Here is a 17,509-nt window from a genome sequence, read left to right on the forward strand (position 1 = left end):
TGTTCGAAGTGGTTCTGTCGAGGATCTACTTCGGGCAGCCTTCTTGAATTTACCATTACCCTCAAATAATGCGTCAGATAACGGAAACAAGCTATAATAGAAGGCATATGAGAGGGGGAAGCACCGTTGATTGCAAATGAAGCCTATCGACAGTTAAAACAGATGATCTACTCCCTCGACACCGTCAGTCTTGAGATTTGCCGTAACCATGATCCACTGATTATCTCACCTGCTCATTCTCATCGAATCGGGTTTGTCAAAAATATAAAAGGAACAATGGGAGAGAACGGGAAGAGACAGGTAGTTGAAGCAGGCGATGTGTTTTTTATCAAGCCGAAGACGAGCGTTTCTTTGCGGACGGAACCAGACAAAGAGCTGGAAGTCTTCTTCATTGCATTCTCCTATTGGATCGAACAAAACGAAACAGGGAAAGAGAGAGTATTTGTTCCGGGCAAAGAAAATTTTCCCCTGGAAGGGACTTTCCGTGTACGCAGTCATTCGCAGGTATTGCATTTAATGGAAGAACTACATAAAAGCTATGCGTCAAATGAGGAGAGAGAGCAATTTCGGTAGAGATTGTTATTCGAGCGCATTCTGTACATTCTAGTGAAAGATTTTTCTTCGATTGAAAGCAGTGAAAATACGATGGCTAGCATCGAGGAAACGATCCTGTATGTCGACCAGCACTATATGCTCAATCTCACGCTGGAGATGTTGGCAGGAAAGGCGAATGTCAGTCCCAGCTATTATTCACGCATGTTCAAAACGCTAAAGGGTGTGAGCTTTTCCGATTACATGACAAACCTTCGAATCAATCGGGCAAAGGTGCTGCTCCGATTGTCGGGGAGTCGATTGCGTGAGGTGGCACAAAGCGTAGGCTATAACGATGAGTTTTACTTCAGCAAGATGTTTAAAAAAGTCGTTGGCCTATCACCATCGGAATACGTCAAGACGCATATGAGACAAGATAATTCATGAAATCGAGCAAGATTCTTCATGGTATGGTATAGTGGCTATCGATATAATCTCTATTGAAAATGATTTTCAATTTCGATAGAGTTTTATTTTGGTAGGAGGTTTTCTCATCATGAGAGCAAGACTGTTGTTACCCGGCTTTCTTCTTATTTTTATGGTATCTGTCTTTTTGAGTGGTTGCGGTACAGCGACACAAAATGCAGAGGGAACAGCTCCAGCATCTGCGACCCATACAGAGTCTACGCCAGCAGCTTCAAGTGAAAAACGAGTGATCAAGCATGAGCTGGGGGAAACGGAAATTGTGGGCAAGCCTACGCGCATTGTCGTGATGGACTTTTCCTTTGCAGATGCTTTGGCGACATTGGGTGTAGCTCCTGTAGGAATCTCTGATGACAGTGATGCGAATCTGATCATCCCTGAGGTGAAAGAAAAAGTAGGAACTTATACATCACTCGGTTCTCGTTACGAACCAAACATGGAGCTGATCAGTTCCCTTGCTCCTGATCTCATCATTGCAGATTTGAACAAGCACAAGGCTGTATACGACAAATTAAAGCAAATTGCACCGACGATTGTACTGAATGACCACCAAGCGAACTATGAGCATATGCTAGCTAATTACGCCGTAATCGCGGATGCAGTGGGCATGAAAGAAGAGGGCAAAAAACGCCTAGACGAGCATCAAGCGAAAATGGAGGCCATCAAAGCGAAGCTGCCAAAAACAGATGCCAAGCTGAAGGTTCTGCCAGCAGTAGTGAACCCGACCGGATTCTTTGCTCACTCCAATGCTTCCTATGCGGGTTCTTTGATGGAATACCTCGGGTTGGAGGATGCGGCAAAGAGTGAAGAGGCGTATCCAAAAACGAATTTGGAACAGCTGGTTGCCCTCAATCCAGACGTACTGTTTTTGATGAAAACAGGTGACAAGACGATTGTGGATGAATGGAAGACGAACCCACTTTGGCAAAACATCAACGCCGTAAAAAATGGCAAGGTGTTTGAAGTAGCACGCAATAAATGGGCGCTGTCGCGGGGCTTGATCGGATCCGAGTTAAGTTCGGAGGAAGCAGTAACGCTTCTTTCTAGCAAATAAGAGGAAGCTTTTCGGGATGGGTGTCATAGCTGACATCGATCCCGTCGTTTTTGCGGGAGGAGGTTGTACCTATGGAGGGAGCTTCAAAGGCGGGCATCGTTCTTTCGGCAGGAATGCTCCTGCTCGTTTTTGGTTTAGTCGTCAGTATCTCGGTTGGTTGGACAGACATGGGGTTGGTGAGTGGCGTAAAATCCCTTTTTGCCCCCTCTACATCTCAGGAGCATTTGATTGTGACGACGCTCAGGCTTCCAAGAGCGCTATTGGCGGTAATCATTGGGGCCGGACTCGGTGTGGCTGGTGCGATTATGCAAGCAATGACAGGCAATCCACTTGCTTCTCCACAGACATTTGGGGTTAACGCAGGTGCATCGATGGCTGTCGTAGCTGTCTTGGTACTCTTGCCAAATCTCCCGGTGCCTTTTTTAGCGCCACTCGCTTTTGGCGGGGCTGTCATAGGTGGATTTGCGGTGTACTATCTCGGTGCGGCTGGGGGGATGACTCCTGTTAAGCTGGCTTTGGCTGGCACAGCCGTCCATCTGTTTCTCGCTTCGATTACAGAGGCATTCATCTTGTTTCATCAGCACTCTACCGATCAAGTCCTGTTTTGGCTTGCAGGGTCATTGGATGGAGCAGATTGGACGGATGTGAACCGTGTGCTGCCTTGGTCGATCGCGGGGCTCGTGCTTGCATTTTATATGGCTCGCTCCATCGAGATTATGCGTATGGGTGAGGATGTGGCCAGAAATCTTGGACAACATGTATTTCGGGTACGGACGATCTGTGGAATCATTGTCATCGTACTCGCAGGCTCGGCTGTTGCCGTTGCTGGTCCGATCGGCTTTATCGGATTGATGGTGCCTCATTTGACCCGACTTTTGCTAGGGAGAGAGAGTCAGCTATACCTCCCGATTACAGCGTTGCTCGGTGCATTGCTGTTGGTCTATGCCGACGTTCTTGCCAGGTTCATCGCGTATCCGTATGAGTCGCCAGTAGGCATCGTGACCGCTTTTCTGGGTGCTCCCTTTTTCCTCTATTTAGTGGGTAAGGAGAGGAGAGCTTCATGACACGCAGACAAAGTATTGCACCTGCCTTACTTCTGTTGCTCATCGTCACCGCTGTTATCAGTATCGGAACTGGGGCGGTGTCCATATCGCCGCGTGAGGTAGTCGAGTCGCTTTTCGGGACGGGGCCGAAAAATCATAGCTTTATTATTGGAGAGTATCGTTTGCCGCGTGTTGTCCTCGGCATGCTTGCTGGAGCAGGCTTGGCGGTATCCGGTGCTATTTTACAAGGAATGATTCGCAATCCCTTGGCCTCTCCTGATGTAATCGGCATCACCAAAGGAGCGGGGCTCGCCTCTGCCATCGTTATTTTTCTTTTTCCAAAATCTCCTGCTTATTTGCTACCGTTAGCGGCATTTGGGGGTGCGGCAGTTGTCGCGGTTATTTTGTATGTATATACCGCGCGAAAACGCGTCCAGCCCGCTACTTTAGCGCTGGTAGGGATCGCCATCGGGGTCATTTGTCAGGCGGGCATCCAATACCTGATGGTCAAAAATCCGGGGGATGTCAATGCGGCACTGCTCTGGATGGCAGGCAGCTTGTGGGGCAGGGGATGGGAACACGTATGGGCGGTGCTTCCGTGGATACTCGTCTTTTTACCGATTGCTTATTTATTGGCGTACCGGCTCGACGTATTGTCTCTCGGAGATGATGTAGCAGAAGGCTTGGGCGAGGATGTGTCGAGCCTGCGTGTTGTCCTTTTGGTAACCTCTGTCGCACTTGCAGGGGCATGTGTGGCGGTTGTCGGTTCCATCGGGTTTGTGGGTCTGCTCTCACCGCATATCGCTCGTCGATTGGTAGGTGGGAAGCACACACTTCTTCTCCCAGTCGCTGCTCTGCTCGGTGCTACGCTCATGGTCGCCGCTGATGGGCTAGGCAGATGGCTTTTGCCGCCGATGGAGGTTCCCGTGGGCATCGTGACAGCTGTCATTGGGGCGCCGTATTTCTTGTATTTGATCGGACGAGAGAAAAGAAGAGGAGTATAAAAGAAGGGACCGAATCTTGCAAAAGGACATGCTTGCGAGATTCGGTCCTGCTTGGTTCTCTTAAGAGAACCAATGGTAAAATATAGTAGGTAGAGCCAGCGAGGCTGCGGCGCTTTTATTTCGTATCTGCTTTTTGCAAAAAGCTGCGGATAACCTGCAGGTATTCGTCTGTCTCTTCCAAATAGCCGACATGCGAGCTGTTCTCAAAGACATGGAGCTCGGCGTTTGGCACCAGAGACTGATAATAACCTGTCGATTCAGGCGTCGCTTCATCGTAACGGCCACAAACGAACAGGGAAGGGATGTTGATTTGATGTAGCTTTGGTGTGTAGTCGAATGTTTTCAGATTCCCTGTCGGGCAAAACTCAGAAGGTCCCCACATCGTCATGTAAACCTCTTTGTTTGCTTTTGGACGGCTTTCTGTCATGACTGTTGGCATTGGATCAAGGCGGCACACATGGCGCTTGTAGTATTCTTTCATGGCATCCTGGTATTCTTGTGAATCAGTTGTGCCCTGCTCTTCGTGTGTGGCAATGGTTTGTTGCACATCCATTGGCAATTGCTCGATTAAACGATCTGCGTCGTGCTTCCAACGCTCTGCGCTCAGGCATGGGCTGGAGAAGATGATGCTCTGTACCCCTTCCGGCTTAGCATCCACCAAATAGGCTGCTGCTAGCATCGTGCCCCACGAGTGCCCCAGGATATGAACGTCTTTTAAACCAAGGGCTTGTCTGATGCAAGCTAGCTCTTCCACAAAGCGTTCGGTTTTCCAAAGAGTCAGATCAGTTGGGCGATCGGAATTTCCTGACCCGAGCTGATCGTAGAAAATGACGGGTCTGTCGTTGCCTAAGACATGAAGCGTTGATTTGAGCGGATCATGCGTATTGCCAGGTCCTCCGTGAAGGACGATCAGAGGCGTTTTCTCCCCTTCGCCGACACGACTGTACCATACTCTTCCGCCAGGAACTTCAATATAGCCTTCTTGCATGCTCATAGATAATGCCTCCACTTCAGGTTCATGCTGATCTCTTCTTCTTTCAATATAGCATATGGAATTGTTTTTACACTTTTTTTAGAATTGATTTAGAGCGTGTTTAGACCCTCTATTTATCATCACTGGTATAGAAAGCGATGACAGTTGCTTTCGATGAAAATAGGAGGGATCATCATGCGAAAAAAATGGTTAGGTATCGGCTTGTCGGTTGGAGTCACAGGAGCATTGATTTGGGGGTATGGGGCATCAGCGAGTGCGGATAGCACGACGATGGGTGTATATGAATCAGCCCTGCATCAGACGAAGGAAGCGAAAAGCATGACGGCCCACGCGCAGCTATCACTCACAGACAACGGAGCGAAGTTGCTCACACTGGAGGGAGTCGCAAAGATCGATCATAACCAGCACATCGGAAATGTAGATGCGACTTTTACAGACACGCTGGGCGAGAAAAGCATGCAGGCCTTTCTGGAAAAGGATCAAGTTGTGGTTAAAAAAGGGGATAGTAACGTTTATCGGGTCATGGAAAAAATGGATAGAAGACACCAACCAGAAAATGACGACGATAATAAACGCGGCGCCATGATGCATAAGCTGTTTGCTACGGTATTCGGCGATCTCGGAAAAAACGCGACCGTTGAGAATCTACCGGATGGAGGCAAGCGTACGTCGCTTCAGCTCTCCGAAACGCAAATTCCGGCATTTATTCAAGCAGCCGGACCTATTCTCTACGATAAGCTCGCCGAACATAGTCAAGAAGCGTCTTCCTCTGAAAACCATCTATCTGTCCAGCTTCCTCACTTGCAAGAGGATTTTCAAGTGGACCAAGTATGGCTGAACGCCAAGATCGACGAAAAAAATCAAATCGAACAGCAATCTGCTGTGGTGCACCTCTCGGGAACGGACGCGTCTGGGAAAGAGCACAAGCTCCAGCTTTCTTTGGATATCCGCTTGTCCGATCTGGGTACGACCACACCTGATCGCATCGATCTTACCGGCAAGCAAGTTGAGAAGGTTTCCCGTGAGGACATGAAGAACAAATGGAGAAAAGGCTGGACGAAGCATTCCGATTCCGAGTAAACCATGACTACAAGGGGGTGATGAACCATGTCGATCAAAACAAGACTTTTGCTCTCCTATATTGCCATGATTATTATCCCCCTTGTTTTGTTTGGATTGGTGGCATCGGGATTGGCGAATTACTTTTGGGGGGAACGAGAAGCAGGCAAACCGTTCCTTCGTGATACTCTCAATAAACGAGACGAGTTGTTTGCTGGTGTCACATTCATGGCCAAATACGCTCCCAATCAATTGACGAACCAGAACATGCTAACAGAGACGGATGAGCAGCTACAAGCAGTTGGCGGAGCATTGATACTGACAAAGGACGAAAAAGTACTATTCCTCTCCCAGTCGATTGATAACGCTGACTTGCCTGACTATTTGCAGGATCAGCCGGATCAGGGGCGCATGCATAGCTGGAAGCAGTTTCAACAGGACAGCTACACGTTTGATACGTACGAGTTTACTTTTGCTGATCAGAGTAAAGGAAAGCTCTACTTCCTCGCAAATTCTTTCCCATTTATGCAGACAGGCATTTATTTTTTTATCGCATTGATTCTCAGTCTTCTAACGATTGTGGCGCTGACGAACGGTGTACTAACGTTTCTTGTTTCACGCAGTATCATTCGACCTTTGTACGCATTAAAGCAGGCAGCGAACGAAATGAAAGAAGGTAATCTGGAGCGCCCTGTTCAACTCCATCGCAAAGATGAACTAGGAGAGCTGGGAGAAGCATTTGAAGAGATGCGTGGCAGATTGTATGATTCGATCCACTTGCAGCTTCAGTATGAAGAAAATCGTAAACAATTGATTTCTAGTATTTCCCACGATCTAAAAACACCCATAACAGGAATCAAAGCCTGTGTGGAAGCGGTTCAGGAAGGGATTGCGGATACGGAAGCGAAGCGGGAAAAATATATGAAGATGATTGCCATCAAATCAGAACAGATGGACCGTCTGATTGATGAGCTATTTTTATTCTCGAGACTGGATTTGAACAAGCTTCCCTTTCACTTTGAAGAAGTCGATATGCGAGCATATATGGCTCAGTTTACCGAGGAGCTGCGGCTAGATCCGCGGATGAACGGCGTTTCTATTCGCTATGACGAGCATAAGGAAAGTCCGATTCCAGTCATGGCTGATCAGGAAAAACTTCATCGCGTGCTCATGAATATCGTGGACAATAGCCTGAAGTACTTGAACAAGGACGAGAAGCTGATCCTATTGGAAGTGGAGAAAGCTGACGGTGAAGTGATTGTGGCGATTTCAGACAATGGGACAGGAATTGAAAAAGAAGCCATGCCCCATATTTTTAACCGTTTTTATCGGGCGGACCCTTCGCGTAATTCGGCCATGGGAGGCAGTGGTCTTGGACTCGCCATCGTCAAACAAATTGTGGAGGGGCACGGTGGTCGTGTTTGGGCGGAGAGTGAAAGCGGACGCGGAACCCGCATTTGTTTTACCTTGCCAGATCTCAAGAGAGCCGGGGGTGACATGGAATGAAACACATTTTAATTATTGAAGATGACACGGTGATCGCAGAGGTGCAAAAGGATTACTTGGAGGCAAACGGCTACTCGGTCGATGTCGCTACTTCCGGGGATACGGGCCTACAAAAGGCACTGCGAGAGGAGTATGACCTCCTGATTCTAGACCTGATGCTCCCCATCGTGGATGGCTTTGAAATCTGCAAGCAAGTCCGGAAAGCCAAAAATATTCCGATCCTGCTCGTCTCCGCTAAAAAGGAAGACATCGACAAGATCCGTGGTCTGGGTCTAGGGGCCGACGATCATATCAGTAAGCCGTTTAGCTTGGGCGAACTGGTAGCGAGGGTCAAAGCCCATCTAGCCCGTTACGACCGTCTCGTCTCCGATTCCAAACCGCGTACGGCAAAAGAGGAGATCAGGCTTCGTGGGGTTCGCATCGACAAGCTGGCGCGGAGGGTTTATATCAATGGAAACGAAGTAGCTTTCACTTCCAAGGAATACGACCTCCTGCTCTTTTTGGTAACCCACCCGAACTGGGTATTTAGCAAAACGGAACTGTTTGAAAAAATCTGGGGTCTCGATTCCTACGGGGATATCGCGACGGTGACGGTGCATATCAGCAAGCTGCGGGAAAAAATAGAAAGCGATCCGGCTAAGCCACAATACATCGAGACGGTGTGGGGTGTCGGTTATCGATTTTTACTATAAATAGGTGGAAACGAGTGAACTATCTTTTGTGAGAGCAATAAAGAAATACTGCATACGTAAACACTTGGGTATTTCGTACCAAGTGTTTATTCTGTTTACCAAAAATCGACAAACTTAGGTAAAATAAATGGCAGATGTCGAATAGTGTGTGAGTAACGCGAGCTAAGGGAGACACAGATCATGGAGAGAAAAATCAAAATCCTCGGAACAGGGAAATACTTGCCCACTCGGCGTGTGACAGCAGCAGAACTGGAAGAAAAGCTGGGACTTGCGGCTGGATGGGTAGAGAAAAAGTCCGGGGTTAGCGTCAGGCATTTTGTAACGAACGAAACGGCAGCACAGATGGGAGCCATCGCTGCTAGGCGTGCTTTGGAAGCGGCGGGCCTCTCTCTTCACGATATCGATTGTATCGTATGTGCAAGCGGAACGGCGCAACAGGAAATCCCATGCACGGCTGCCTTGATTCAGGAAGAGCTTCAACTAAGCAAATCAGGTATTCCTTGCTTTGATATAAATGCGACATGCCTTAGCTTCGTCACTGCGCTGGATGTGATGTCGTGCCAGATGGCGGTTGGTATTTACAAGCGAGTTTTGATTATTTCATCTGAGATATCCTCCGCAGGTTTGAATTGGGAGCAAAAAGAGAGTTGTGTGTTGTTCGGAGATGGAGCTGCGGCTGTTGTCATCGGCAGGACGCCTGAAACAGAAAGCTCCCGCATCTTGGGTTCAAGTATGAAAACATACAGTGAAGGGGCGCACTATTCCGAAATAAGGGGTGGCGGTACGCTGATCCACCCGAGCCAATTTGCGCAAGGAAGAGAAGCAGACTTTGCATTTGATATGGACGGAAGAAAAATTTTTCGCCTGACCTCACAGCTGATTACCGGATTTGTGGATCGCTTGCTGTCCGGAGCCTCCGTAACCAAGGAGCAAATTCGTACAGTCATTCCTCATCAGGCCAGTGGAATGGCGATGCGGATCATGGCAGGCAAGCTCGGTTTTAGCGACCAGCAAATGGTGAACATTCTAGCAGAGCATGGCAATGTCATCGCAGCTTCCATTCCAATGGCGCTGCATGAAGCGATTGGGCAGAATCGGGTACAGAGAGGCGATCACCTGATGCTGCTGGGCACATCTGCCGGCTTGTCTCTCGGAGGAATTGTGCTTGAATACTAAACAATCAGTCTTGCTGACAGGAGGACGAGCTCCAGCTACGTTAGAGCTGGCGCGTTTGCTGGGTTCTGCGGGACATCGAGTCATTGTAGCGGAGAGTGCGCGGCGACATTTATGCCAGCACTCTCGTTATGTAGGGCGCTCCTACCAAGTACCTCCTCCCCGTCAGCAGCCCGATGCTTATATCGAAAAGCTGTGCGAAATCATGCAGCGCGAGCGCATCGATCTGTTGATCCCGACTTGTGAAGAGATATTCTACGTCTCGCGCGGGCGGGATCGCTTGCTTGACTTTGGTGAAGTGCTTGTAGAAGGTATCGAGGTACTGCGTTCGTTGCACGACAAATGGCTTTTTGCCGAAATGGCGCGCGAGGTGGGAGCACTGGTTCCAGAGACAGTTCGGGTACAATCTCCTGCTCAACTGCGGGAGGCCATGCTACAAGCAAGCGGGCCTGTTGTGCTGAAGCCCGTCTATTCGCGCTTTGCCGCTCATGTACAGATCGTGGCAGACCCGTCCTTTGCGGCAGGGCAGTCTATGCTACCCGAACCGACAGTTGGGCAGCCATGGCTAGTCCAACAGTTTATAAAAGGAAAACAGATGTGCAGCTACGCGGTTGCTCAGGATGGGCAGCTCGCCTTGTACGCCGATTACGAAACAACACATACAGCAGGGCAAGGGGCCTCGATTCACTTCGCCTATTCAGCCCATCCACAGGTAAGAGAATTTGTTAGTCGCTTCGTGCAACGGCATAAGTTAAGCGGACAAATCGCGTTTGATTTCATTGAGAATGAGCAGGGAGAGCTATACGTGATCGAATGCAATCCACGCCTGACAAGCGGTGTGCATTTGTTTACAGGACAGCAAGAGGCTGCGACTGCTTACTTTTCTGATCGGGGAAAAACCGTTGTCCCTGCTGGAAAACAAGCTTGCATGCTAGGGATGGCAATGCTGACATACGGCCTTGCTGGCATGACGAATGGCAAGAAGGCAAAGCGTTGGGTGAGCGACCTGCTTTCTGCGAGGGATGTACTGTTTAGGTGGGATGATCCATGGCCTTTTTTTGATCAGTTCTCCATGCTGGCAGATTTGGCTTGGCAGAGCTTTCGAACGAGAAAAAGCATGATCGCTTGCAGTACGAGCGATATCGAATGGAACGGAGAAGAGGCGTAAGGACGTGAGGAAGAAATGAACAAGCGAGTTCTAGTAACAGGGGCGACGGGGTTTCTCGGACAGAAGCTGGCTACACGACTGCATGAAATGGGCTATGAGGTAACAGCGCAAGGACGAGACGAGCGAATCGGCCGACAATTGCAGGAGCGAGGCATTCGATTCCTTCGGGCAGACCTAAGAGACAGAGAAGCCATGCTGAAGGCTTGCCACGATCAGGACATCGTGCATCACGCGGCTGCTTTTTCCTCCCCGTGGGGAACGTATCGTGACATGTACGAGACGAATGTGACAGGGACCATTCATGTCATCGAGGGCTGCAAGCAACACGGCATAGAGCGTCTGGTCCATGTATCGACGCCGAGTATTTATTTTGCTTTTGACGACAAGCTGGGTATCCGCGAAGATGAGCCGATGCCCGTACGGTTTGCTAATACATACGCACAGACCAAATACCAGGCGGAGCTGGAAGTCGACAAGGCGTTTCTTGCAGGGCTTCCGACGATAACGATTCGTCCTCGGGCCTTGTTTGGCCCTGGGGACAATGCCATTCTTCCCAGATTGATCCGCGCCAATGAAAAGAAATTCGTTCCGCTGATCGACGGAGGCAAGGCGATCATTGATTTGACCTATGTGGAAAATGTCGTGGACGCGCTGATCTTGTGCATGGATTCTCCAGCATACACATTGGGACAGGCTTACAACATTACAAATGGGGAACCAGTGACGATGATTGAGGTGTTGTCAGATGTGTTTCGTCGCTTGGGAGTTCCACTGAAAACGCGCGAGCTGCCATATTGGAAGGCGTATGCGGCAGCTTGGGTAATGGAGACACTCTCCAAGACCGTTTTGGGCTATCGCGAGCCGGTTTTGACGCGTTACTCGGTAGGCGTGCTCGCCAAATCACAAACCCTGGACATTTCAAAGGCGAAGCGCGATCTGGGCTATGAACCGCGGGTGAGCATTGCCGAGGGCATCGAGACGTTTACAGATTGGTGGAGGACGCATGATGGACGTTAAACTAACGCTGATGGACACGGGCTACTGCCAGCAGCTCGAGATGTTTTCCCGAAAAGGCGGCCGGATGAAAAACATCCCGTTTCACGCCATCGTAGGGCTTATCGAGCATCCCGTCCATGGCTTGCTGCTCTTTGATACGGGCTATTCGCAGCGCTTTTTTGAAGCCACGAGCAAGCTTCCTTATTCGCTATACGGCAAAATAACCCCCGTATTCTCGGAGGTACATGAGAGTATTTCTGAGCAGCTCGCAGCACGTGGAATCAAAACGACAGATATAGCAGGTATTCTTATTTCCCATTTTCATGCGGATCATATTGGCGGTTTGCGCGATTTTCCGCATGCGCGACTATACTGCTTTGAGAGTGCCTACAACCACGTCAAGGGAAAGACGGGGTGGGCGGCGCTACGGGAGGCGTATTTGCCTGATTTGATGCCTGACGATTTCGAAGAACGGGTGACTTTCATTGATCTAGGAGGGCTAGTGGCATTGCCAGAGGCTTACGCGCCATACACCGAAGGCTATGATTTATTTGCGGATCAGAGTTTGTACATTGTCGATCTGAACGGACATGCAATCGGGCAGTTTGGTGTGTTCCTGCGCGATCGGGATCATGGAGATGTATTTTTGTGTGCGGATGCCGCTTGGTCGAGTGAAGCCTATCGCGGCAACTTGTTGCCTCACCCGCTGGCTAGGTTGATCATGGCGGATCGACAGGCGTATCGCGAGCATTTGCACAAGCTGCATGTGCTATACCGCCAACGTCCCGACATGAAAATCATGCCGACACACTGCGGGGAAGTCTGGCAGGCCAGCAGAGGAGAGTTCACATGGAGATCATGACGCTCTTGAAGCAGTATGTAAAAACGAAGTGGCTTGCCCGGCGTTTTTCCTCGCGTGAGCAGCTGGTAAAATGGCAAGAAGCGCAGGTCAGAGCGATGTTGTCTCGCATTTTGCCAGCTTCTCCTTTTTACCGAAAGAGATTGGGAGCGCCAGAACAATGGAGACAGATGGAGCCGATTGATAAAAAGCACATGATGGACCATTTTGACGAGTTGAATACGTGCGGAATCAAGAAGGAAGAAGCATTTGCGATTGGACTGAAAGCAGAAACGACACGCGATTTCACTCCCCAATTAAACGGTGTGACCGTAGGACTATCTTCTGGGACATCTGGTAATCGCGGGCTTTTTCTCGTGGGACCGCAGGAGCAGGCGAAATGGGCAGGGGTGATTTTGGCGAAAGCACTGCCTGGTCAGCTATGGTCGACACAGCGGGTTGCTTTTTTCTTGCGAGCGAATAGCAACCTGTATACGGCGGTCAACAGGCGTCGCATTCAATTCTCGTTCTTCGATCTGCAAATACCGCTCGATCAGCACCTTGATCACCTGAATCAGTATCAGCCGTCGGTGTTGGTTGCGCCCGCCTCGATGTTGAGAATGCTCGCGACTGCCCAGCGTCAAGGGAAATTGCGGATATCTCCGATCAAGGTGATCTCGGTGGCAGAAGTGCTGGACCCGTTGGATCAAACATACATCGCAGAAGTGTTCGGGCAGATCGTGCATCAAATTTATCAATGCACAGAAGGGCTGCTTGCGGTGAGCTGCTCACACGGGACATTGCATGTCAATGAAGACATCGTGGTGGTGGAAAAGGAGTATCTCGATGAGCAAAAGGAGCGTTTCTTTCCGATCATCACAGATTTTTCCCGGGCGACACAGCCGATTATCCGTTATCGTTTGAACGACATTTTGACGGAAAAACGTACGCCATGTCCGTGCGGCTCTGTATTTATGGCGCTGGAATCGATTGAGGGCAGGGCAGATGATTTGTTTGTTTTTCGCCATGAAACGGAAGCCCGATGGGTATCGGTCTTTCCTGATTTCATCCGCCGTGCCGTCATTACCTCATCTGATGCGATAGAAGAGTATACGGTACGGCAGCTAAGCTATGAGCAAGTGGAGGTAGCACTGCTCATGAAGGATGGAGACGGACCGTCCACGCAAGAGCAGGAGCGAGTACGCCAAGGTCTGGAGCGAGTCATTGCCGATCAGCAAGGACAATTGCCTGCGATTGTGTTTGCGCCGTACGAGTTGAATCTCGGTACGAAAAAATTGCGGCGGGTAGAGAGGATGTTTGTTCAAGGTGAGCAGGCCATTGATTGAATGGTATGAAGGGACCTCGGTGGGGCAAATCCCTTGGGAACAGGCGCAGGATGCCGACTACGCCAAAAGCTATTTGTTGCCCATGATGACAGAACAACCATCCCGCTATGTGCAAAATGTACAGACGCGGATGCATGTACTCCGTGTAGGCGATCGGATCATGCCCGTAACGGTGAACGATACCGAGTACGACAATTCGTATGTCAGTTCGGTGTTTACCCATTACGTGACGTACGCGAAGGAAGAGCTAAGTATGCTCGATTCAGGGGTGTTGAGGCGGGTATTGTCGACTGTACTCACAGGGCTTGGACGCTGGATGAAAAAAAGCCAATGCAACCAAATGGTCATCGTCAACAATTGGCTGTTATCGACGAATCTGTATCATGATGTGCGTGCAGATGAAGTGAAGGACATCACGGAAAACGGCATCCAAAAGTTCCCCGGTCATATCATCGCGTTTCGATCTGTTTGTCGCAGGCTGTACCCGGATTTCTACAAGGGACTCGTAGAGAAGGGCTATCTCATGGTTCCCAGTCGCTACGTCTACCTGTTTCACCCCGATTGGCCAGCGCAGGGCAAGTGGCGGGTCCGCAATACGCTCAACCGCGATCGGAAAATGCTTGCCAAATCCGGCTATCGCATCCTGCGTCATGAGGAGCTGGGAGAACAGCATGTCGAGCGAATCGTTGCTTTATATAACGCGCTGTATCTGGATAAATACTCCCAGCATAATCCACAGTTTTCGGTGGAGTTCGTCCGACTGGCGATGCAAAAGAGGACATTGACCCTCATCGGCTTGGAAAAAGACGGACGGTTGGACGGCATTCTTGGCTATTTTGAGCGAAATGGTGTGATGACGACACCGCTATTTGGCTATGATACGACGCTTCCCAAAGAGACCGGGCTGTATCGGATGCTGTCGTGCCTCTTGGTACAAGAAGCACAGAGCAAGGGCATCCTGCTCCATCAAAGTGCGGGCGTAGGTGCTTTCAAAGCGGACAGGGGAGCCGAGGGGGAACCGGAATATACAGCGGTGTTTGTCAAACATTTGCCGTATTATCGTCAATTGGTCTGGAAGGTACTCGCTGTTTTGCTGAATCAAATCGGGATCAAAATGGTGGAGAAGTACCGACTGTAAACCATTTGCACACTTCGACCCTCATCGAACTAACCGTCAGGTACACTACATGTAAGTAGAAACAAGTAGCTTGCCTGAAACGGGGGAACAACAACCATGAATCGAATTTTGTTCGGGATACTTGTCGTCGTGACGACATCATTGATGGGCTCGTCTTTTGCGGTAGGAAAAATTGGATTGGCCTATTTTTCACCATTGCTGCTGGTAGGACTGCGTTTTACGTTAGCAGGACTGATCATGGGAGCGTGGGTATGGAAAAAGCCGCTTCCGAAGTCGGCGGGTGACTGGGGGAAGCTGTGTTTGATCGGATTTTTGCAGACGGCCGCCGTCATGGGGTGTATCTTTTTGAGTCTGCGTACAATTACAGCGGGTGAATCCTCGATCCTGACGTTTATGAACCCACTGCTCGTGGTCATATGGGGAACGCTGTTTCTAGGAATATCCTATCGGTTGACGCAATGGATGGGCGTTCTGATTGGATTAGTTGGGGTGTTCATCACGCTGGGTTTCCATCTGCAATGGGAGACTGGGACGTTGTTCGGCATCGGGTCCGCCCTGGCGTGGTCAATTGCTACGATTCTCGTCAAAAAGTGGGGAGTCCGCTTCAATGTGTGGGTGATGACTGCCTATCAGATGTTGTTCGGAGGAATTCTTCTCCTTGTTATAGGGTTCACGCTGGAAACGCCGAAGCTGATTGTGACACCGACCGCTGTGTTCGTCGTCCTATGGCTCGCGATTATGGCTTCCATTGTGCAGTTTGCGACGTGGTTTTACTTGCTGAATCACGGAGATCCGGGCAGGACGAGTGCTTTCTTGTTCCTCGCTCCGTTCTTCGGTGTTTTGTCGGGGTGGTTGCTGCTCGGTGAGGTCGTGCAATGGCATGTGTATATGGGCGGATTGTTGATTTTCGCAGGGATTTTCCTGGTGAATTGGACGTTTGCTCCGCGAAGGCAAATGAGTGAAAAAGCACAGCTGGCAGAGTAGCTAGCTGTGCTTTTTGCATTCATCCACATGCAGTCCGAACTCGGTCATAAATCCAGAGCTGCCTAACGGCGTGATACGGACTGCTCTCCCTCCTGGTACTCGCTCGATCCAGCCAAGCTCAAAAAATCGGTTAGTGAGTGAGGCGCCGAGGCTGCCTGCCAAGTGGTGGCGACGCTCGCTCCAATCCAAACACGGACGGGCAAAACGACGCCTGCTCTTCGGCTTGGCCAAAAGGTCTACGCCGAGTGATTGTAGCTTATTTTTTCCGGCTTCACTGAGCACGTAGTCTTGACCGGATGCCTCGATCAACTGCAATTCCAGCATTCTCTGCGTCAGGGCAACGCCCACTTCGCCTGCGAGATGGTCGTAGCAGGTGCGAGCATAGCGGATGGCTCGCAATTGATCGGACTCGCGCAAGGAGCGAACCGGCTTAGGTGCAGCGATAGTCATTAACGATTCCATGGCTTGGGCGACTTCGGGGTTGGCTAGGCGATAGTAGCGATGTCGGCCATGCGATTCGCTGACCAAAAGACCGCCTTCCACCAGCTTTGCCAAATGCGTGCTTGCCGTTTGGGGGGTGACTTTTGCGTTTCGGGCGAGTTCACTGGCGGGGAGTGCCTTACCGTTCATCAGGCTGACCAGGATGGAGACGCGGGATGGTTCTCCTATGAGGGACGCGACCTCTATAATATTCGGACTGGTACTCATCAGACAGTGGACCTCCTCATCCTTTTTCTCTTCTTACCCATGACTCTAGCAGATTCTTACAGTGAAAAAAACAAGAGATGTTCCGTAAATAGTTGTTGTAAAATATATCCAAACAAGGATGGGGGAGATCTACATGGAGACCAAGCAATGGCGAGTAGGAATTTTTTTGTTTGACGATGTGGAGGTGTTGGATTTTGCAGGTCCGTTTGAAGTATTCTCGGTGACATCTATGGAAAATGGCAGCCATATACCTTTTCGTGTAAAAACGGTATCGGAAAAAGGGAGTATGATTCAGACGCTGAATGGTCTGAAGGTTCAACCTGATTACAGTTTTGCCAATATGCCTGTTTTTGATATTCTCATCATTCCTGGTGGGATAGGTGCGAGGGAACGAGAAGTGCATAATGAGCAGGTAATCAATTGGATTCGAGAGCAAATGCAGCAGGTGGAGCTGATGGCCTCTGTATGTACAGGTGCCTTTTTACTTGCAAAAGCAGGGGTATTAACAGGTAAAAAAGCAACGACCCATTGGGCCAGTCTCGATCGAATGGAAAAGGAATTTCCAGAAGTCGTTGTGCAAAAAGGAGTAAAATTCGTGGATGAAGGAAATATCGTGACATCTGCTGGGATCTCAGCGGGTATCAATATGTCCTTTCACATCATCAAACGATTAGTAGGCGCGGAAGTAGCAGAACAGACTGCGAAGATAATGGAGTATGATATTGTCCTCTAAATGAAAGCGGCAGCCCATCTTTTTGGATACAAGAAAAAGTGATGGACTGCCGCTGATGA

General features: G+C 49.7%; 18 protein-coding genes. 16 read left to right on the top strand and 2 right to left on the bottom strand.

Going from position 1 to position 17,509, the window contains the following annotated elements; genetic code table 11:
- Positions 1 to 126: 126 nt before the first annotated feature.
- From HPY28_RS30570 to HPY28_RS24315, 5 genes are all read left to right on the top strand, one after another.
- Positions 127 to 573 (top strand): AraC family ligand binding domain-containing protein, encoded by a 447-nt coding sequence (locus HPY28_RS30570; protein WP_254613192.1) that lies wholly within the window; start codon positions 127 to 129, stop codon positions 571 to 573.
- Positions 574 to 645: 72 nt separating this feature from the next.
- Positions 646 to 978 (top strand): helix-turn-helix transcriptional regulator, encoded by a 333-nt coding sequence (locus HPY28_RS30575; protein WP_254613193.1) that lies wholly within the window; start codon positions 646 to 648, stop codon positions 976 to 978.
- A 109-nt stretch (positions 979 to 1,087) separates the two neighbouring features.
- Entirely contained in the window at positions 1,088 to 2,068 is a 981-nt protein-coding gene (locus tag HPY28_RS24305; RefSeq protein WP_174231577.1) for an ABC transporter substrate-binding protein, read from the top strand.
- Positions 2,069 to 2,139: 71 nt separating this feature from the next.
- Positions 2,140 to 3,132, top strand: a complete 993-nt coding sequence (locus HPY28_RS24310; RefSeq protein ID WP_017251264.1) for a FecCD family ABC transporter permease — start codon at positions 2,140 to 2,142, stop codon at positions 3,130 to 3,132.
- On the top strand, positions 3,129 to 4,115 hold the full coding sequence (locus HPY28_RS24315; protein ID WP_174231578.1) for a FecCD family ABC transporter permease: 987 nt from the start codon (positions 3,129 to 3,131) through the stop codon (positions 4,113 to 4,115). The genes HPY28_RS24310 and HPY28_RS24315 overlap by 4 nt, the downstream gene beginning before the upstream one ends.
- A 115-nt stretch (positions 4,116 to 4,230) precedes the next feature.
- Here the strand turns inward: HPY28_RS24315 and HPY28_RS24320 are convergent, their stop codons facing one another.
- Positions 4,231 to 5,109: a proline iminopeptidase-family hydrolase gene (locus tag HPY28_RS24320; protein ID WP_174231579.1), complete on the bottom strand. Its 879-nt coding sequence runs from the start codon at positions 5,107 to 5,109 to the stop codon at positions 4,231 to 4,233.
- A gap of 174 nt (positions 5,110 to 5,283) precedes the next feature.
- On the opposite strand from HPY28_RS24320, the gene HPY28_RS24325 reads away from it, so the two are divergent.
- The 10 genes from HPY28_RS24325 to HPY28_RS24370 all read left to right on the top strand — a co-directional run bounded on the left by HPY28_RS24325 (position 5,284) and on the right by HPY28_RS24370 (position 16,009).
- The gene (locus HPY28_RS24325) at positions 5,284 to 6,189 is read left to right on the top strand and encodes a hypothetical protein (RefSeq protein WP_174231580.1); all 906 of its coding nucleotides are present in this window, start codon (positions 5,284 to 5,286) and stop codon (positions 6,187 to 6,189) included.
- Positions 6,190 to 6,216: 27 nt separating this feature from the next.
- Positions 6,217 to 7,674 (top strand): sensor histidine kinase, encoded by a 1,458-nt coding sequence (locus tag HPY28_RS24330; protein WP_174231581.1) that lies wholly within the window; start codon positions 6,217 to 6,219, stop codon positions 7,672 to 7,674.
- Positions 7,671 to 8,366, top strand: coding sequence for a response regulator transcription factor (locus HPY28_RS24335; RefSeq protein ID WP_017251259.1), 696 nt, complete (start codon positions 7,671 to 7,673; stop codon positions 8,364 to 8,366). Before HPY28_RS24330 ends, HPY28_RS24335 begins: the two co-directional genes overlap by 4 nt.
- A 180-nt stretch (positions 8,367 to 8,546) precedes the next feature.
- Positions 8,547 to 9,542 (top strand): beta-ketoacyl-ACP synthase III, encoded by a 996-nt coding sequence (locus tag HPY28_RS24340; RefSeq protein WP_017251258.1) that lies wholly within the window; start codon positions 8,547 to 8,549, stop codon positions 9,540 to 9,542.
- Complete coding sequence (locus HPY28_RS24345) at positions 9,532 to 10,707, top strand: ATP-grasp domain-containing protein (protein WP_174231582.1); 1,176 nt, start codon at positions 9,532 to 9,534, stop codon at positions 10,705 to 10,707. The genes HPY28_RS24340 and HPY28_RS24345 overlap by 11 nt, the downstream gene beginning before the upstream one ends.
- A gap of 15 nt (positions 10,708 to 10,722) precedes the next feature.
- Complete coding sequence (locus HPY28_RS24350) at positions 10,723 to 11,724, top strand: NAD-dependent epimerase/dehydratase family protein (RefSeq protein ID WP_174231583.1); 1,002 nt, start codon at positions 10,723 to 10,725, stop codon at positions 11,722 to 11,724.
- The gene (locus tag HPY28_RS24355) at positions 11,711 to 12,565 is read left to right on the top strand and encodes an MBL fold metallo-hydrolase (protein WP_254613194.1); all 855 of its coding nucleotides are present in this window, start codon (positions 11,711 to 11,713) and stop codon (positions 12,563 to 12,565) included. Before HPY28_RS24350 ends, HPY28_RS24355 begins: the two co-directional genes overlap by 14 nt.
- Positions 12,553 to 13,887, top strand: coding sequence for a F390 synthetase-related protein (locus tag HPY28_RS24360; RefSeq protein WP_017251254.1), 1,335 nt, complete (start codon positions 12,553 to 12,555; stop codon positions 13,885 to 13,887). The genes HPY28_RS24355 and HPY28_RS24360 overlap by 13 nt, the downstream gene beginning before the upstream one ends.
- The gene (locus HPY28_RS24365; RefSeq protein ID WP_174231644.1) at positions 13,880 to 15,025 is read left to right on the top strand and encodes a GNAT family N-acetyltransferase; all 1,146 of its coding nucleotides are present in this window, start codon (positions 13,880 to 13,882) and stop codon (positions 15,023 to 15,025) included. Before HPY28_RS24360 ends, HPY28_RS24365 begins: the two co-directional genes overlap by 8 nt.
- Positions 15,026 to 15,121: 96 nt before the next feature.
- Positions 15,122 to 16,009 carry a DMT family transporter gene (locus HPY28_RS24370; protein ID WP_174231584.1) on the top strand — a complete coding sequence of 296 codons (888 nt, stop codon included), beginning with the start codon at positions 15,122 to 15,124 and terminating at the stop codon, positions 16,007 to 16,009.
- On the opposite strand, the gene HPY28_RS24375 is transcribed toward HPY28_RS24370, so the two are convergent.
- Positions 16,010 to 16,717: an ArsR/SmtB family transcription factor gene (locus tag HPY28_RS24375; protein WP_174231585.1), complete on the bottom strand. Its 708-nt coding sequence runs from the start codon at positions 16,715 to 16,717 to the stop codon at positions 16,010 to 16,012.
- A 133-nt stretch (positions 16,718 to 16,850) separates the two neighbouring features.
- Between HPY28_RS24375 and HPY28_RS24380 the strand changes: the two genes are divergently transcribed.
- A complete protein-coding gene (locus HPY28_RS24380; RefSeq protein ID WP_174231586.1) occupies positions 16,851 to 17,450 on the top strand; it encodes a DJ-1/PfpI family protein in 600 nt (199 codons plus the stop codon).
- The last annotated feature ends 59 nt before the right edge of the window (positions 17,451 to 17,509 follow it).

Origin of the sequence: Brevibacillus sp. HB1.2 (assembly GCF_013332495.1) — a bacterium.
GTDB classification, from domain to species: domain Bacteria; phylum Bacillota; class Bacilli; order Brevibacillales; family Brevibacillaceae; genus Brevibacillus; species Brevibacillus porteri.

Excerpts from the sequence above, each read along its gene's own strand:
- HPY28_RS30575 (WP_254613193.1), top strand. The coding sequence starts at position 646 with ATGGCTAGCATCGAGGAAACGATCCTGTATGTCGACCAGCACTATATG.
- HPY28_RS24305 (WP_174231577.1), top strand. The coding sequence starts at position 1,088 with ATGAGAGCAAGACTGTTGTTACCCGGCTTTCTTCTTATTTTTATGGTA.
- HPY28_RS24310 (WP_017251264.1), top strand. The coding sequence starts at position 2,140 with ATGGAGGGAGCTTCAAAGGCGGGCATCGTTCTTTCGGCAGGAATGCTC.
- HPY28_RS24315 (WP_174231578.1), top strand. The coding sequence starts at position 3,129 with ATGACACGCAGACAAAGTATTGCACCTGCCTTACTTCTGTTGCTCATC.
- HPY28_RS24320 (WP_174231579.1), bottom strand. The coding sequence starts at position 5,109 with ATGAGCATGCAAGAAGGCTATATTGAAGTTCCTGGCGGAAGAGTATGG.
- HPY28_RS24325 (WP_174231580.1), top strand. The coding sequence starts at position 5,284 with ATGCGAAAAAAATGGTTAGGTATCGGCTTGTCGGTTGGAGTCACAGGA.
- HPY28_RS24330 (WP_174231581.1), top strand. The coding sequence starts at position 6,217 with ATGTCGATCAAAACAAGACTTTTGCTCTCCTATATTGCCATGATTATT.
- HPY28_RS24335 (WP_017251259.1), top strand. The coding sequence starts at position 7,671 with ATGAAACACATTTTAATTATTGAAGATGACACGGTGATCGCAGAGGTG.
- HPY28_RS24340 (WP_017251258.1), top strand. The coding sequence starts at position 8,547 with ATGGAGAGAAAAATCAAAATCCTCGGAACAGGGAAATACTTGCCCACT.
- HPY28_RS24350 (WP_174231583.1), top strand. The coding sequence starts at position 10,723 with ATGAACAAGCGAGTTCTAGTAACAGGGGCGACGGGGTTTCTCGGACAG.
- HPY28_RS24355 (WP_254613194.1), top strand. The coding sequence starts at position 11,711 with ATGATGGACGTTAAACTAACGCTGATGGACACGGGCTACTGCCAGCAG.
- HPY28_RS24360 (WP_017251254.1), top strand. The coding sequence starts at position 12,553 with ATGGAGATCATGACGCTCTTGAAGCAGTATGTAAAAACGAAGTGGCTT.
- HPY28_RS24370 (WP_174231584.1), top strand. The coding sequence starts at position 15,122 with ATGAATCGAATTTTGTTCGGGATACTTGTCGTCGTGACGACATCATTG.
- HPY28_RS24375 (WP_174231585.1), bottom strand. The coding sequence starts at position 16,717 with ATGAGTACCAGTCCGAATATTATAGAGGTCGCGTCCCTCATAGGAGAA.
- HPY28_RS24380 (WP_174231586.1), top strand. The coding sequence starts at position 16,851 with ATGGAGACCAAGCAATGGCGAGTAGGAATTTTTTTGTTTGACGATGTG.